This window comes from Planomonospora algeriensis (assembly GCF_977012225.1).
Map to the genome: position 1 here is coordinate 1 of NZ_CDRNDK010000009.1, position 14789 is coordinate 14789.

14 protein-coding genes and 1 pseudogene are annotated in these 14789 nt (G+C 72.2%); 8 read left to right on the forward strand and 7 right to left on the reverse strand.

All coding sequences use genetic code 11. From position 1 onward, the window contains the following. Positions 1-264: 264 nt before the first annotated feature. Positions 265-1779, forward strand: a complete 1515-nt coding sequence (locus tag ACWJ6R_RS01910) for a protein kinase domain-containing protein (RefSeq protein WP_449060530.1) — start codon at positions 265-267, stop codon at positions 1777-1779. A 41-nt stretch (positions 1780-1820) separates the two neighbouring features. Next, positions 1821-2669, forward strand: a complete 849-nt coding sequence (locus ACWJ6R_RS01915; protein WP_449060531.1) for an ABC transporter ATP-binding protein — start codon at positions 1821-1823, stop codon at positions 2667-2669. 52 nt (positions 2670-2721) lie between these two features. Here ACWJ6R_RS01915 and ACWJ6R_RS01920 read toward each other — a convergent pair whose 3' ends face one another. The 4 genes from ACWJ6R_RS01920 to ACWJ6R_RS01935 all read right to left on the reverse strand — a co-directional run bounded on the left by ACWJ6R_RS01920 (position 2722) and on the right by ACWJ6R_RS01935 (position 5055). Beyond that, positions 2722-3009 carry an HU family DNA-binding protein gene (locus ACWJ6R_RS01920; protein ID WP_189240355.1) on the reverse strand — a complete coding sequence of 96 codons (288 nt, stop codon included), beginning with the start codon at positions 3007-3009 and terminating at the stop codon, positions 2722-2724. A gap of 125 nt (positions 3010-3134) precedes the next feature. After that, on the reverse strand, positions 3135-3347 hold the full coding sequence (locus ACWJ6R_RS01925) for a hypothetical protein (RefSeq protein WP_449060532.1): 213 nt from the start codon (positions 3345-3347) through the stop codon (positions 3135-3137). A 110-nt stretch (positions 3348-3457) separates the two neighbouring features. Beyond that, complete coding sequence (locus tag ACWJ6R_RS01930; RefSeq protein WP_449060533.1) at positions 3458-3787, reverse strand: hypothetical protein; 330 nt, start codon at positions 3785-3787, stop codon at positions 3458-3460. Positions 3788-3789: 2 nt separating this feature from the next. Further along, positions 3790-5055 (reverse strand): MFS transporter, encoded by a 1266-nt coding sequence (locus ACWJ6R_RS01935; RefSeq protein ID WP_449060534.1) that lies wholly within the window; start codon positions 5053-5055, stop codon positions 3790-3792. Between the two features lie 79 nt (positions 5056-5134). Here ACWJ6R_RS01935 and ACWJ6R_RS01940 point away from each other — a divergent pair, with 79 nt between their 5' ends. Continuing rightward, positions 5135-6034, forward strand: coding sequence for a LysR family transcriptional regulator (locus ACWJ6R_RS01940; RefSeq protein ID WP_449060535.1), 900 nt, complete (start codon positions 5135-5137; stop codon positions 6032-6034). Positions 6035-6307: 273 nt separating this feature from the next. Here ACWJ6R_RS01940 and aceA read toward each other — a convergent pair whose 3' ends face one another. Then, a complete protein-coding gene (gene aceA / locus ACWJ6R_RS01945; protein ID WP_449060536.1) occupies positions 6308-7597 on the reverse strand; it encodes an isocitrate lyase in 1290 nt (429 codons plus the stop codon). Positions 7598-7970: 373 nt separating this feature from the next. On the opposite strand from aceA, the gene ACWJ6R_RS01950 reads away from it, so the two are divergent. The 4 genes and pseudogenes from ACWJ6R_RS01950 to ACWJ6R_RS01965 all read left to right on the forward strand — a co-directional run bounded on the left by ACWJ6R_RS01950 (position 7971) and on the right by ACWJ6R_RS01965 (position 11932). Then, entirely contained in the window at positions 7971-9440 is a 1470-nt protein-coding gene (locus ACWJ6R_RS01950) for a helix-turn-helix domain-containing protein (protein WP_449060537.1), read from the forward strand. 204 nt (positions 9441-9644) lie between these two features. Then, positions 9645-9926: pseudogene (locus ACWJ6R_RS01955) on the forward strand (glycosyltransferase); the annotation flags it as partial. Positions 9927-10197: 271 nt separating this feature from the next. Further along, positions 10198-10512: a hypothetical protein gene (locus ACWJ6R_RS01960; protein ID WP_449060567.1), complete on the forward strand. Its 315-nt coding sequence runs from the start codon at positions 10198-10200 to the stop codon at positions 10510-10512. A gap of 199 nt (positions 10513-10711) precedes the next feature. Next, a complete protein-coding gene (locus ACWJ6R_RS01965; RefSeq protein WP_449060538.1) occupies positions 10712-11932 on the forward strand; it encodes an acyl-CoA dehydrogenase family protein in 1221 nt (406 codons plus the stop codon). 573 nt (positions 11933-12505) lie between these two features. On the opposite strand, the gene ACWJ6R_RS01970 is transcribed toward ACWJ6R_RS01965, so the two are convergent. Further along, on the reverse strand, positions 12506-13063 hold the full coding sequence (locus ACWJ6R_RS01970; protein ID WP_449060539.1) for a TetR/AcrR family transcriptional regulator: 558 nt from the start codon (positions 13061-13063) through the stop codon (positions 12506-12508). 68 nt (positions 13064-13131) lie between these two features. Here ACWJ6R_RS01970 and ACWJ6R_RS01975 point away from each other — a divergent pair, with 68 nt between their 5' ends. Beyond that, positions 13132-14067 carry an alpha/beta hydrolase gene (locus ACWJ6R_RS01975; RefSeq protein ID WP_449060540.1) on the forward strand — a complete coding sequence of 312 codons (936 nt, stop codon included), beginning with the start codon at positions 13132-13134 and terminating at the stop codon, positions 14065-14067. A 177-nt stretch (positions 14068-14244) separates the two neighbouring features. On the opposite strand, the gene ACWJ6R_RS01980 is transcribed toward ACWJ6R_RS01975, so the two are convergent. Then, on the reverse strand, positions 14245-14676 hold the full coding sequence (locus tag ACWJ6R_RS01980; protein WP_449060541.1) for a DUF3224 domain-containing protein: 432 nt from the start codon (positions 14674-14676) through the stop codon (positions 14245-14247). Positions 14677-14789: the final 113 nt, after the last annotated feature.

Below are 14789 nucleotides of genomic sequence, written 5' to 3' on the forward strand. Positions count from 1 at the left end.
GGACCCCGGCGCCGCGGACCTGCTCGCCGCCGGACCTCCTCACCCCCGGCCCCGCCGGGTCCGGCTCGGCCGCGGCCTGACGGGCGGGGCGAGGCAGGGCGCGGCGGGGCGGGGGGGCAGGTCGGCCGCCATATCGGTTGTGACGGGTAAGGAGCGAAGACCCGCTCCGCCGGGTCACAGTGTGCTTGTCGTAGCGCGCGCACGAGAGGCTCGATCCGGATGGCACGTGGCGGAACCGGCCCCGGGAACGGGATGCCCCCTGGCGTGCGGCCGCTGACCGTGGGGGACCCGGTCATCATCGGCCGCCATCTCCTGCTCGGCCGGCTCGGCGCCGGCGGCATGGGCGTGGTCTACCTGGCCGAGCACCCGCACGGCGGCGTGGTCGCGATCAAGACTCCGCACCCGGTGCACCTCGACGACCCCACCCTCCGCGCCCGGTTCGCGGAGGAGGTGGAGTTCTCCCGCCGGGTGGTCCCGTTCTGCACGGCCGCGGTGATCGAGGACGGCACCGACCGGGAACGGCCCTACCTGGTCTCCGAGTACGTCCCCGGCCCCTCCCTCTCCCAGGTGGTCTCCGCCCGCGGCCCGCTCCCTCCCGACCTCGCCTACGGCGTCGCCCTCGGCGTGGCCGCCGCGCTGACGGCGGTGCACGAGGCCGGGCTGGTCCACCGCGACCTCAAGCCGGCCAACGTGCTGCTGTCGCACACCGGCCCGCGGGTCATCGACTTCGGGATCGCCAGGGACGTGGACAGCCTCGCCGCGCTCACCCAGGCCGGGCAGGTCATGGGAAGCCCCGGCTGGGTCGCCCCGGAACGCCTCACCGGGGGCAGGGCCCTGCCGCCCTCGGACGTCTTCTCCTGGGGCTGCCTGGTCGCCTACGCGGCGACCGGCCACCACCCGTTCGGCGCGGGCGAGCCCGACGCGCTGACCCGGCGGATCCTGGTGGAGCCGCCGCGGCTCTCCGCGGTGCCCGAGTTGCTGCGCCCGGTGGTCGAGGCCGCACTGGACAAGGATCCCGCCCGGCGTCCTCCGGCGGCGGACCTGCTCGGCGCACTGCTCGCCGCGGGCGGGATCGGGGACCCCTGGGACCTGAGGCTGGCGGTGGCCGAGGTGCTGGCGGAGATCTGGGCGCCGGTCCCGTACCCGCGGGCGGGCGGGGGCCTCGATCCGCGGGCGGCCGCGCCGGAGGGCCCGCAGGCTCCCCGCAACGGCCCCCACCTGCCCCAGGCCGGGTTCGCCGCGCTGGCCACGGCCTCCATGGCGGTGCTCGCCGTGGTCGCCGCCGGGAACGGCGGCCTCGGGGACGGCGACGCCCGGCCGCCCGAGCACGTGCCGATGGTGATCCGGCCGACGGCACGCCCACGGGCGGCGGCTTCCGCAGGACGCGCCCCCGGCCGCGCGGCGCGGACCGTGCCGCCGGTCAGTCCGTCCACGATCACGGTCACCACGACGCGGACCATGCCGGTGCCGCAGGTGAGCGGGCACGCGGGGGAACCGGCCCCGGGCGGGCCGCGCGATCCGGAGGAACCCCCCGACGAGCCCGGGGGCGGCGATCCCGGAGAACCGCAGACCTGCGCCGAGGGGCAGGGGAAGGGCGCGGCGCAGGGCCCCGGCGCCGGCTGCCCGGCGGAGACGGCCGATCCCGAACCCTCCTTCACCCGGATCCCGCAGACCGGTGACGGGGAGAGCCCTCCGCCGTCACCGAGCGCCTCCGCGACGGCGCCCACCTCCTCCCCCTCCCCGTCCTCCTCCGGTCCGGTGCCGCAGATCGGGGACTGAGGGGCCGCGGGGACCTCCGGGGGAGGGCCGGGCCATCCGTTATGGTGAACGGCGCCAACCGAGTCGGAGGGGGAACTGTGCCGGGTGCGGTCGAACTGAGCGGTGTCGGGGTCCGGGTGGTCGGGCGGACGCTGCTGGCGGACGTCGACTGGCAGGTGGAGTACGGCCAGCACTGGGTCGTCCTCGGTCCCAACGGGGCGGGCAAGACGACGATGCTCTCGCTGGCCGCCGCCGTACGGCATCCCAGCGAGGGCGCGGCCACCGTGCTCGGTCAGCGGCTGGGCCGGGTGGATCTGAGGGAGCTGCGCCGCCGCGTCGGCCTGGTCGCGGCCAGTCAGCGGCTCGTCGACGAGGAGCTGCTGGAGGAGGAGGGCGCCACCGCGCACACCGTCGTGCTCACCGGGTACACCGGGAGCAGTGCTCCGCTCTGGGACCGCTACGGGCCCGGTGAGCACGAGCGCGCCCACCGGCTCCTGGCCGACCTGGGCTGCAAGGACCTGGGTGACCGGCTGTTCCGCGTCTGCTCGCAGGGGGAGCGGGCCCGCATCCGGGTAGCCAGGGCGCTGATGGCCGATCCGGTGATCCTGCTGCTGGACGAGCCGTTCGCCGGACTCGACCTGCCCGCCCGCGAGGACCTGATCACCGTGCTGGAGGAGCTGGCGACGGTACGGCCTGCGCTGACCACGATCACCGTGACGCACCATCTGGAGGAGGTGCCGGCGACCACGACGCACGCTCTGCTGATGCGTGACGCCCGGATCCAGGCGGCGGGCCCGGTGGAGGAGGTCCTCACCGACGGGGGCCTGTCGGAGTGCTTCGGCCGTCCCTTGCGGATCGACCGCCTGGACGGCCGCTGGTCCGCCCGCGCCGTACGGGGAAGGCACGGGTAGGACGCAGGACGCCGCCGTCCTGCCCGTGACCGGTCCTCGGCGCGGTGCGGGCTCAATCCTTCTTGCGCTGGCGGATCAGCCCCATGAACCCGGGACTGGGCTTGAACCGGGCCGTCCAGGTCTCGGCGATCTCCAACGGTTCGCCGGTCTGCGGGTTGCGGCCGGTCCGAGCGGGTTTGTGAACGATCTCGAAGGAGCCGAAGCCGGGGATCGCGACCTTGTCCTCGCTCGCGACGGCGTGCTGGATGGTGTCCAGGATCGCGTCCAGGGCCGCGGCGGTCTGCCGCCGGGTGAGACCGGCCTCCGCCGCCGCCTTCTCGATCAGCTCGCGCTTGTTCATGTGCTTCTTCCTGCAGTGCCCGGGAGGATCAACACTACGGGGATCGCGCGGTCTGTTTCACCCCTCGGGCGCGGGGAGTGCGGCCATGCGCCCGGCCGGGGAGGGAGCTCACGGCAGGGCGGGGGTCATGCCCCGATGTGACCGAACCTTTGCCGCTCGTCGCTGTCGACCATGACCAGCTGCGCCAGGTCCACGTGGTGGCCGACCTCGCGCACGTCGGCGCAGTCCGCCACGAGCACGCGTTCCCCGCCGATCAGGCGGGTGATGCGCAGGCACGGTCGATCGTTCACCACGAGTGCCTCGACTTCGATGCCGTTCGGCCCCAGCCAGATCCCCATAAGGCCGAGGCTAGGGAGACAAGAGTAAGCATGGGGTAACTGAAGGGGCATATCAGGATGGAATATCTATGTCCCAGCAAAGTTCTACAAGAACTTGCGTATCGCGGATTTCACCTGGATTCCCTCCTCTCCTCGCGCCCGTGGTCGTCGGCCGGGGCGAACGCCGCGGCGTGGTCGCGGGCGAAGTCGGCGATGTCGCGCGGGGGACGGCCGAGGAGGCCGGTGAGCGTATCGGTGGTGAAGTCCCCCCAGCCGGAGGCGTACGCCTGCGCGTACTCCTCTGCGGTTCGGCGCGTCGTGCGCCGCGCCGACGACGGACAGGCGCACGACGCGCTCCACCCCGGCCTGGCACGGAGGCCCACCCCGGTCCCCTGCAGCGCGTCGATCAGCGCGGTGGACACGGTCCCGGTGGCTCCGATGATCAGTACGGTGCGCGACACGCTCATTCTCCTTCGGTGGTGGTCTGGACACGGATCAGGCCGCGTACCGCGGCGGTCTTCGGGGGCCTTCCCACGGCCCGGCCGGCGGTGAGGCGCTCCAGGACCCAGAGCACGACGGTTCCGGCCGAGAGGGCGGCTCCCAGCACGCACACGCCGGTCCAGCCGCCTCCGGCCCAGACCGCCGACGTCAGCGCGGAGCCCGCCGCGCCGCCGAGGAACAGGGAGGTCATGAAGGCGGAGTTGATCCGGTTGCGGGCCTCGGGCCGGAGCGCGTAGAGGACGTTCTGGCCGCTGTTGAGCACCGCCTGATGCGCCAGGTCCAGCGCGATCACGCCGGCGAGCAGCCAGACCAGTGAGTGCGCCCCCGCCGCGATCGCCGCCCAGGACGCCAGCAGCAGGACCGTCCCGACGCCGGTCACGAGCTGGACGTGACCCCGGTCGGCCAGCCGCCCGGCCACCGCGGCGGTCAGCGCGCCCGCGGCGCCGACCAGGCCGACCAGGCCGATGGCCGACTCCGTCCAGCCGTACGGCGGCCCCGCCAGCAGGAAGGTCAGCGCCGTCCACAGCACGCTGAACGAGGCGAGGCTCAGCGCGCCGATGCCCGCCCGCCACCGCAGCAACGGTTCGTACCGGAACATCGCGGCCGTCGAGCGCAGCAGCCCCGGGTAGGACAGGCGCCCGCCGTCCCCGCCGAGCCGGGGCAGGCGGACCTGCAGCAGTACGGCCATCAGCGCCATCAGAGCCGCGTGCACCCAGTAGACCGTCCGCCACCCGCCCAACTCCGACAACGCTCCGGACGCGGTCCGCGCCAGCAGCAGGCCGAGCATCAGCCCGGTCATCACCGTGCCGACCACCCGGCCGCGCTCCGCCGGATCCGCCAGCGTCGCCGCGAACGGCACCACCACCTGTGCTCCGACCGAGGTCAGGGCGGTCAGGGCCGTGCCGGCCAAGAGCACCGCGCCGTTGGCGGCGGTGGCCGACACCAAGAGGAACACCGCGGTCGCCGCGTAGAGCGACACCGTCAGCCGCCGCCGCTCCATCAGGTCGCCGAGCGGCACCAGCAGGATCAGCCCCAGAGCGTATCCGCCCTGCGCGGCCGTCACCACCAGTGCCGCCGACGACGGCCCGATCTCCAGTTCCCGGCCGATCAGGTCGAGCAGCGGCTGCGCGAAGTAGTTCCCCGCTACGGCCGATCCGGTCGCCGTGGACATGAGCAGGAGCAGCCCGCGCGGCAGGCCGCCGTCCGTGTGGGATCTCGTCGCCGTCATACCTTTCAGCTTGGGCGAGAAAGATCAATGAGTCCAATGCATGTTCATCATCACATCGATCGTGTATCACGATTGATCCATGGAGCTTCAGCAGATGCGCTATGTCATCGCCGTCGCCGAGACGGGCAACTTCACCCGCGCCGCCGAACGGTGCCTGGTCGTCCAGTCCGCGCTGAGCCACCAGATCGCCCGCCTGGAACGCGAGCTGGGGGCCAGGCTGTTCGACCGCACGAGCCGCTGCGTCCGGCCGACCCCCGCCGGCGAGGCCTTCCTCCCCGCCGCCCGCCAGGCCCTCGACGCCGCTGAACGGGCCCGCGCCGAGGTGGCGGCCGCCACCGGCGAGATCAGGGGCCGCCTCGCCGTCGGCGCCATTCCCACCGTCACGGCGGTCGATCTGCCGACCGAGCTGAGGAACTTCCACCTGCGGCACCGGCAGGTGCGGATCAGCCTCCGCTCGGGCGCGAGCGAGGAGCTGACCGAACGGGTACGGCAGGGCACCCTGGACGCCGCGTTCCTGGGGCTGCCGGTGGGCGCACCGCCCAAGGGCGTCCGGGGCCGCGAACTGGCGCGCGGCGATCTCGTCGCCGTGGTGGCCCCCGGTCATCCGCTGGCCGGGAGGGAGGAGGTGGAGCTGCGCCACCTGTCGGATGAGCCGTTCGTCGACTTCCCCGCGGGCACCGCCGGGCGGATCCAGTCGGACGAGGCGTTCGCGGCGGCCGGAGTGCGGCGCGAGGTCGCCTTCGAGGTGAGCTCCCCCGACTTCATGGCCCGCCTGATCCGGCAGGGCCTGGGCATCGGGATGCTGCCCGCAGCCTTCGTCTCCGAGCTCCCCGACCTGCCCGTCGTCCGGCTCAGCGACGCTCCGGCCCGCATGGAGTACCTCGTCTGGAGCCGCTTTCCTCCGTCGCCCGCCGCCGCGGCGTTCCTGTCCGCCCTCGGCATCCCGGCAGCCGGACCTCCGGGCTCGCCGGAGGCGTGACCTCGGGCGGCGGCCGAGGCGGCGGCCGGTCGGGAGAGGCGCCTCGGGACACCGGTGACGCGCCGGGCCGACATGGGGAAACCCCGCCTCCCTGGGGGGGGAAGGAGGCGGGGTCCTCGTCCTGGTCTCGGAAGTCCGAGTCCGGGGGCGGACCGGGAGCGCGGGTCTCGGCTCAGGCGGGTGCCAGGCGGGCGGGGGCGGGCTCCGCATGCCCTGAAGAGCCGCCCCGGCCCGCGCCGGCTGCGAAACCCGCGCTTCCGGTCCTTCCTCGGGTCAGTGAGCCTCGAACTGCTCCTCCTCCGTGGAGCCCTTGAGGGCCGTGGTGGAGGAGTCCGGCGCGATGGCCGTGCTGACCAGGTCGAAGTATCCGGTGCCGACCTCGCGCTGGTGGCGGGTGGCGGTGTAGCCGCGGGACTCGGCGGCGAACTCGGCCTCCTGGAGCTCGACGTAGGCGGTCATGCCCTCCTCGGCGTAGCCCTGCGCCAGGTTGAACATCGAGTAGTTGAGCGAGTGGAAGCCCGCCAGCGTGATGAACTGGAACTTGTAGCCCATGTGGCCGAGTTCGCGCTGGAACTTGGCGATGGTGGAGTCGTCCAGGTGCTTCTTCCAGTTGAACGACGGCGAGCAGTTGTAGGCCAGCATCTGGTCCGGGTACTGCGCCTTGATGGCCTCGGCGAACTCGCGGGCCACGTCCAGGTCCGGCGTGGAGGTCTCCATCCACAGCAGGTCGGAGTGGGGCGCGTAGGCCAGGCCGCGGGCGATGCAGGCGTCGACGCCGTTGCGGACCCGGTAGAAGCCCTCGGCCGTGCGGTCGCCGGTGGTGAAGGCGCGGTCGCGGGGGTCCACATCGGTGGTCAGCAGCGTCGCGGCCTGTGCGTCGGTCCGCGCGATGATCAGGGACGGGACACCCGCCACGTCGGCCGCCAGGCGGGCCGCGTTGAGGGTCTTGATGTGCTGGCCGGTCGGGATGAGGACCTTCCCGCCGAGGTGGCCGCACTTCTTCTCGGAGGCGAGCTGGTCCTCCCAGTGCACGCCCGCGGCGCCGGCCGCGATCATGCCCTTCATCAGCTCGAAGGCGTTCAGCACGCCGCCGAAGCCGGCCTCGGCGTCGGCCACGATCGGAGCCAGCCAGTGCGGCGCGTCCTGGTCGCCCTCGGACCAGGTGATCTGGTCGGCCCGGAGCAGCGCGTTGTTGATGCGGCGCACGACGGCCGGGACCGAGTTGGCCGGGTACAGGCTCTGGTCCGGGTAGGTCTGGGCGCCGAGGTTGGCGTCGGCGGCGACCTGCCAGCCGGACAGGTAGATCGCCTTCAGCCCCGCCTTGACCTGCTGGACGGCCTGGTTGCCGGTCAGCGCGCCGAGGGCGTGGACATAGTCCTCGCTGTGCAGCAGGTCCCACAGCCGCTCCGCGCCGAGCCTGGCGAGAGTGTGCTCTTCCTGGACCGAGCCCCGCAGCCGCACGACATCCTCGGCCGTATAGGTCCGCTCGATGCCCTTCCAACGGGGGTCGGTCTCCCACTCGCGCCGCAGTTCCTCTGCGGCTCCCTTGAGGCGATCGTTCATTTTTCACTCCTTGTCGTCCCCTGGGTGCCTTGCCCTGAGTCTGTGCCCCGGCGAAACGGGCAAACAAGGTGCTTTTCCTGGAAAAAATGACAATTTTTCTCTTGTAGCTAATACCAGCCAGTATTCGACAGAGAAGAACATGAGAGTTTTCGCTATGGACTAGACCAATCATGTGTGTGGCCCAGCTCACTCGGGCTCCGGAAGTGCGGCGGCCGGACCGCCGCGGCGGTCCGGCGGGAGGTGTGCGGAGGTGGACGGAGGTGCACGGCGAGTGGCGGCCCGCCGGAGGCGGGATGAGGGTGTACCCGTACCCCGGGTGGGGATGCGTGCCCCCGGGTGGAAGATGGGCGGAATTTTCGCTTAGGATCGGGACATGACACCTCTGGTCGGAGAAGAACCTCTTTCTTTGACGCAGGAGCTCGACCTCATCGCCTTCGGCCAGCGCCTGCGCCACCTGCGCAAGCAGCGCGGTCTGACCCTCTCCGACCTGGGTGAGCGGGTGAGCCGGGCGCCGAGCCAGCTCTCCCTGCTGGAGAACGGCAAGCGCGAGCCGAAGCTGTCGCTGCTCAAGTCGCTCGCGTCCGCGCTCAACGTGCCGGTGGAGGAACTGCTCCGCCGGCAGGCGCCGAACCGGCGCGCGCAGCTGGAGATGGAACTGGAGGAGGCCCAGCGCGACCCGCTCTACGCCGGCCTCGGCCTGCCCCGGCTGAAGGTCTCCGCTCGCGTGCCCAACGACGTGCTCGAGCACATCCTCGGCCTGTACGGCGAGCTCCGCTCCCGCCAGGCCAAGGGCACCGCCACCCCGGAGGAGGCCCGCGCGGCCAACGCCGAGCTCCGCCGCAAGCAGCGCGAGCAGGGCAACTACTTCGCGGAGATCGAGAAGGCCGCCTCCGAGGCGCTGGCCGCGGTCGGCTACCGCTCCGGCGCGCTGTCGCAGAGCACCGTCCAGGCGCTGGTCACCCACTTCGGCTACAGCGTGCGGACCGTGCAGGACCTGCCCCGGACGGTCCGCTCGATCACCGACCTGCGCAACCGGCGCATCTATGTCAAGCACGAGCAGCTCGGCATGCACACCCCCCGCACGATCCTGCTGCAGACCATCGGCCACCTGGCGCTCGGTCACCACAAGCCCCGCGACTTCGCCGACTTCCTGCGCCAGCGGACCGAGGCCAACTACTTCGCCGCCGCGGTGCTCGTGCCCGAGGCCGCCGCCGCGCCGTACCTGCGGGAGGCCAAGCAGGACCGGGCGCTCAGCGTGGAGGACCTGCGCGACGTGTTCGCGGTCTCCTACGAGATGGCCGCGCACCGCTTCACCAACCTGGCCACGCATCACCTGGACCTGGTCTGCCACTTCGTCCGCAACGACGTCGGCGGGATCATCTACAAGGCCTACGAGAACGACGGGATCGTCTTCCCCGCCGACGAGCAGGGCGCGATCGAGGGCCAGCGCATGTGCCTGCAGTGGTCGGGCCGCCAGGTCTTCCTCTCACCCGACCGCTTCTCCGTCTTCTACCAGTACTCCGACTCACCCACCGGTACCTATTTCTGCGTCGCCCACGTGGATCCCAGCCGGGAGCGGGACTTCGCCATCACGCTCGGCGTGCCGTACCGCGAGTCGCGCTGGTTCCGCGGCCGGGAGACCGTGAACCGGACCAAGTCCGAGTGCCCCAACGGCGACTGCTGCCGCCGCCCGCCGCCCGAGCTGGCCCAGCGCTGGGAGGGCTACGCCTGGCCCTCGGCGCGTGCCAACTCGCACGTCCTCGTGGCGCTCCCGCCCGGTTCCTTCCCGGGCGTGGACGAGGCCGACGTCTACACCTTCCTGGAGCGCCACGCCGCGGACTGATCCCCGCTCCCGTGGGACCGGTCCGGCCGGTGATTCACTCCGCAACGGTGACGCATAGGGTGATACCCGTGCATTCCGGGGTGACGGGGAGGATGGGCTGTGCTGCCTGAGGTGGAGGCATGGCTGCGCCGCCGTACGTCGTCCTCGGACGACTGGTCCCCGCCGGAGCTGCTGGAGGCCAAGGGGGGCGCGACGGTCAGCGTGGTGCTGCCCGCGCGCGACGAGGGGGAGACGGTCGGGGAGATCGTCGCCGCGATCCGGCGCGAGCTGATGGAGGCGGTGCCGCTCGTCGACGAGCTCGTGGTCATCGACTCCCGCTCCACCGACGACACCGCCGCGCGCGCCGCGGCCGCCGGCGCCCGGGTGGTGGCGCAGGACGAGGTCCTGCCCGACCTCAAGCCGCTGGACGGCAAGGGGGAGGCGCTGTGGAAGTCCCTCGCGGTGACCTCCGGCGACCTGCTGGTCTTCGTCGACGCGGACCTGAGGGAGTTCCGCACGTCGTTCGTGACCGGGCTGCTCGGCCCGCTCCTGGCCGACCCCGGCGTGGTCTACGTCAAGGGCTGCTACGACCGGCCGCTGCGGGACGCGCGGGGCGCGGACGCGCCGGGCGGGGGGCGGGCGGGTCACCGAGCTGGTCGCGCGACCGCTGCTCAACCTGCACTGGCCGCTGCTCGCCGGGTTCGTCCAGCCCCTGGCCGGAGAGTACGCCGGGCGGCGCTCGGTCCTGGAACGGGTCCCGTTCGTCACCGGTTACGGCGTGGAGCTCGGGCTCCTGATCGACCTGCTGGAAATGTCGGGCCTCGACGCCCTGGCCCAGGTCGATCTGGGGCGCAGAGTGCACTCCCACCAGTCCACCGAGGCCCTGGGCGGCATGGCCGCGCAGATCCTGCAGACGTCCTGGTCGCGGCTGGCCCGCCAGGACCTGATGGTCCCGCTGCACACGCCGTCCTCGCGCCTGGCCCAGTTTCGCCGCGGACCGGACGGGCACCATGCGACCGTACGGGACGTGGCGGTCGCCGAGCGCCCGCCCATGATCACCGTTCCCGGATACGGTCCCCGCCCGACGACCTGACCGGGTCCCGCTTTCTCGGACGCGCCGGAAGGGGCCCGGTGCCGTGGGCGTGCCGGGAGGGGGCCGGTGGCCGGACCGCACCGCGCCCGGCGGTCCGCCCGCTCGGCCGTCCTGCCGGGGAACACCTTGCGCGGGCGGGTCTACCGGCCAGTAAGGTAGGGGTGTTACCGATGGTAACGCTTTCCCGGAGGGGTGGACGATGAGCGAGAACGGCTTCTGCCCGGAGCTGAGCGACGACGTGCGCGAGGTGCGCGACTGGGTGCACGAGTTCGCCCGGACGGTCGTCCGCCCGGCCGGCGCCGAGTGGGACGAGCGCGAGGAGACCCCCTGGCCGATCATCCAGGAGGCGGCCAAGATCGGCCTCTACTCGCTCGACTTCTTCGCCCAGCAGTCCTTCGAGCCCAGCGGCCTCGGCCTGATGGTCGCCTTCGAGGAGCTCTTCTGGGGCGACGCCGGGATCGGCCTGTCCATCGTCGGCACCGGCCTGGCCGCCGCGGCCCTGTCGGCCACCGGGACCCCCGAGCAGATGGGCGAGTGGCTGCCCCAGATGTTCGGCACCCCCGACGACGTCAAGCTCGGCGCGTTCTGCGCCTCCGAGCCCGACGCGGGTTCCGACGTGGGCGCCATCCGCACCCGGGCCGTCCACGACGAGGCCTCCGGCGACTGGATCCTCAACGGCGTCAAGACCTGGGCCACCAACGGCGGCATCGCCGACGTGCACGTCATCGTCGCCTCCGTCGATCCCTCGCTCGGCACTCGCGGCCAGGCCTCCTTCATCGTCCCGCCGGGCACCCCCGGCCTGTCGATGGGCCAGAAGTTCAAGAAGCACGGCATCCGCGCCTCCCACACCGCCGAGGTCGCCCTCGACGGCGTACGGGTGCCCGGATCCTGCCTGCTCGGCGGCAAGGAGAAGCTGGACGCCCGGCTGGCGCGGGTCCGCGAGGGCGGCAGGGCCGGCGAGCAGGCGGCCATGCGGACCTTCGAGACGACCCGGCCCTCGGTGGCCGCCATGGCGGTCGGCATCGCCCGCGCCGGGTTCGAGTACGCCCGGGACTACGCCCGCGAACGTGAGCAGTTCGGCCGCCGGATCGGGGAGAACCAGGCCGTCGCCTTCCTCCTCGCCGACATGGCCACCCGCGTCGACGTCGCGCGGCTGATGACCTGGCGGGCGGCCTGGATGGCCCGCAACAGCCGGTCGTTCGACCAGGCCGAGGGATCGATGTGCAAGCTGGTGGCGGGGGAGACGGCGGTGTGGGTGACCGAGCAGGCCATCCAGATCCTGGGCGGGGCCGGCTACACCCGCGACCACCCGGTCGAGCGCTTCCACCGCGACGCGAAGATCTACACCATCTTCGAGGGCACGTCCGAGATCCAGCGCCTGATCATCGGCCGCGCGGTCACCGGCCTGCCCGTTCGCTGAAAATATCGGATTCCGCGAATCGGCTCTGACGGGCGTCTGGGATCTCTGGTCCGTCACTGGTCCGTGAGAGCCGGAAGAGCGGTGTCGACGGCCGCGCCGGAGGGGCCGTCTTTTGTTCACGAAGAGTAGTCGTCCAGACTGATCGCGGGTAGACCGGCGCAGCGGCCCTCAGCTTCATGCTCGGCGGGTCTCCTCTGAGGAGATCCGCCGGAGGGCGTGGGCGGCTTCCGCCCGTTCCCGGTTCGGCGTGCGCGTCCGCGGCGGCCAGGGCGTAGGCGGCGTTGCGCCGGACCAGCACGTCACCAGGGACGACGAGCCCGCACCTCGGATGCGCGCGCTGCCGGCCGTCAACGTGATCTACGTCTTCCGCCAAGGCCGGTGTCCGGGTGCGTCGCGGGGGCTGACGACTTCGCCCGGCCCTGGGCGGCGGTAGATGACGAACACCGCCTGCGAGTGCGGCCTTTCGGCAGCCGGGGCAGCAACTGAGCGGTACCGGCATCCCGTACCGCGGAACCGCTCGGTGCGGTGCTCGACCACCGGCGCATCCGTGAGCTCCAGCCCAGCCTCGCGTCCTCAGCGGAAGGACGACAGGACCATCTCCACCAGCGCGTCGACGTCACCGTCGACCATCGGCTCGCCGGTCATGCCCATTCGGTGGAGCAGGGTCCCGACGACGACGTCGATGAGGAACAGGACCCGGTGCTCCGGCTCGCCGAGCGCCTCCTGGAGTGCGAGCCGGTAGGGGTCCTGCAGCCGCGAAGAGAGGATCTCGCGCAGCCCCGGGTCGCTGACGGCGTCACTGAACACGCCCGCGAACGCGTCACCCACCCCCGGCTCGCCGATCTTGCCCGCGGTCCAGCGGATGGCCGAGGACATGATCTCGGCCCGACTGCCACCGTCCACCGGCGCCGGGCCGAACGCGTCGAGCAGGCAGTCCACGATCAGCGCCCCCTTCGTCGGCCAGCGACGGTAGATCGTCGTCTTCGCAATGCCCGCTGCAGAGGCGATGCGCTCCACCGTGGCACGCGCGTAGCCCAGCTCGTGGACCGTGCTCAGCGTCGCGGCGAAGACGACGTCGTTGATGCCGGAACGCGGGCGGCCGGGCGGCCGGGCGGGTGTGCTCGAAGTCATGCGCACATGATACCGATTTGCGCTACCTTAGGTTTCGAAACCAGAGGTATCGGAACTTGGGGAGAAGCATGAACGACATCACTGCGATGCGGCCCGCGGAGCCGGACTGGTCCACGGTGACGGCCGAGGAGCTGATCGCCTTCCGGGACGCCGAGAACCGCGTCCGGGCGTCCACGGCGGCACGGGTGATCACCGGGGAGCCGGACCCCGGTGCCACGATCGGCTGGCAGCAGGTGGCGCTGCCCGGCCGCGAGCTCCCCGTCCGGGTGTACCGACCCTCGGTCGCAGGCGCCTTGCCCCTCGTGATCCACGTGCATGGGGGCGCCTTCGTCGGTACGGCCGTGCAGAGCGACTGGGTCAACAGCCACCTCGCCGCCCACCTGCCGGCGGTCGTCGTCTCGGTCGAGCACCGACTCCTCGACTGGGAGACGCCGCTGTCCGCCGCCGTCGACGACGGCTGGGACGTGCTCCGGCACGTGCTGGAGCACGCCGGGACGTGGGGCATCGATCCGGCCCGCGTCGCCGTCTTCGGCGAGAGCTGCGGCGGGCTGATCAGCGCGCTGGCGGCCGTCAGGGCCAGGCGGGCCGGCCTGGGGCTGCGGGCGCAGGTGCTGGTCAACCCGGCGGTCGACGTGACCTCGGCGGCCTGGACGTACGACTCGGTGACCCGGTACGCGATGACGCCCACCCTGTCCGTGCCGCTGCTGCGGTTCTTCCAGCGGCTGGCCGTTCCCGAGGGCACCGACGCCCGCGCGCTGTCGCCGCTGTACACCGACGACCTGAACGGGCTGGCCCCGGCGCTCGTGGTGGTGCCGACCGCCGACCCGATCGCCGACCACGGCCGCCGCTACGCCGAGCGGCTCCAGGCGGCCGGGACGCCCGCGCGGCTCAGCGAGTGCCCAGGAGCGGGGCATGCGTTCCTGAGCATGCCGGGCATGGCACCCCAGGCGACGCCCGCCCGGGCGGAGATCCTCGCCTTCCTCCGGGAGTCCCTCGGCGAGTGACGCCCGGCGCAAGCGACCTGGAGCCGGCCGTCCAGATGGGTTGGCGCGCCCGTCCGCACCCTGCCATTGGCCAGGACGGCCGGGTCCGGCCGTACCTCGTGCACCACGATGGCCCCGAGCACGGCGACACCGCCGGCAGCGCATGACTGAGCCGGTGGGTCCTCGCAGGTGCGGGGCTCAGCCGAGTTCGTAGTCGAGGTGGAAGGAGTGGTGGCCGTCGTCGTTGACGATCTGTCCGCCGCCGCGGATGCCGATGAGCTCATCGGTGCCCGATCCGGGCAGGATCGTCCAGGACAGCGAGGACTCCCCGGCATGGCTGGTGGCCGTGTGGTGGAGCACGAAGGTGCCCTTGCGGCCGTTCACGGTGCCGGTGAACCGCTCGAAGCCCACGTAGGCCGCGCCGCCTGCCTCGCCGGCGACGGCGGTGATGATGTCGGTGGTGCTGTCTCCCTCCAGGTCGCCGTGGAAGGTCTTGGTGACGTGGACGCGGGTGAGCGTGGCGCCTTCGCGCTCGTCGTAGGGCTGCGGCTCCCAGCTGTCGATACCGAAGGTTCCGGTGGCGCGGGGCATGCGGTTCTCCTGCCGTTCGTCGTGATCCGCACTGATCATCGGCCGGATTCCTGTCGTCTTGTGTCAGGTATGGTCGGCCTTTCCGCATGGGTGCCGAGCCGGTCGGTCTTCTCGCTTGCCTGTCCGCCGTCCCCGCGCCCGTCCTGAAATTC

Coding starts and splice junctions, on each gene's coding strand:
- ACWJ6R_RS01915 (WP_449060531.1), top strand. CDS start 1,821: ATGGTGAACGGCGCCAACCGAGTCGGAGGGGGAACTGTGCCGGGTGCG.
- ACWJ6R_RS01920 (WP_189240355.1), bottom strand. CDS start 3,009: ATGAACAAGCGCGAGCTGATCGAGAAGGCGGCGGCGGAGGCCGGTCTC.
- ACWJ6R_RS01925 (WP_449060532.1), bottom strand. CDS start 3,347: ATGGGGATCTGGCTGGGGCCGAACGGCATCGAAGTCGAGGCACTCGTG.
- ACWJ6R_RS01935 (WP_449060534.1), bottom strand. CDS start 5,055: ATGACGGCGACGAGATCCCACACGGACGGCGGCCTGCCGCGCGGGCTG.
- ACWJ6R_RS01940 (WP_449060535.1), top strand. CDS start 5,135: ATGGAGCTTCAGCAGATGCGCTATGTCATCGCCGTCGCCGAGACGGGC.
- aceA (WP_449060536.1), bottom strand. CDS start 7,597: ATGAACGATCGCCTCAAGGGAGCCGCAGAGGAACTGCGGCGCGAGTGG.
- ACWJ6R_RS01950 (WP_449060537.1), top strand. CDS start 7,971: ATGACACCTCTGGTCGGAGAAGAACCTCTTTCTTTGACGCAGGAGCTC.
- ACWJ6R_RS01965 (WP_449060538.1), top strand. CDS start 10,712: ATGAGCGAGAACGGCTTCTGCCCGGAGCTGAGCGACGACGTGCGCGAG.
- ACWJ6R_RS01970 (WP_449060539.1), bottom strand. CDS start 13,063: ATGACTTCGAGCACACCCGCCCGGCCGCCCGGCCGCCCGCGTTCCGGC.
- ACWJ6R_RS01975 (WP_449060540.1), top strand. CDS start 13,132: ATGAACGACATCACTGCGATGCGGCCCGCGGAGCCGGACTGGTCCACG.
- ACWJ6R_RS01980 (WP_449060541.1), bottom strand. CDS start 14,676: ATGATCAGTGCGGATCACGACGAACGGCAGGAGAACCGCATGCCCCGC.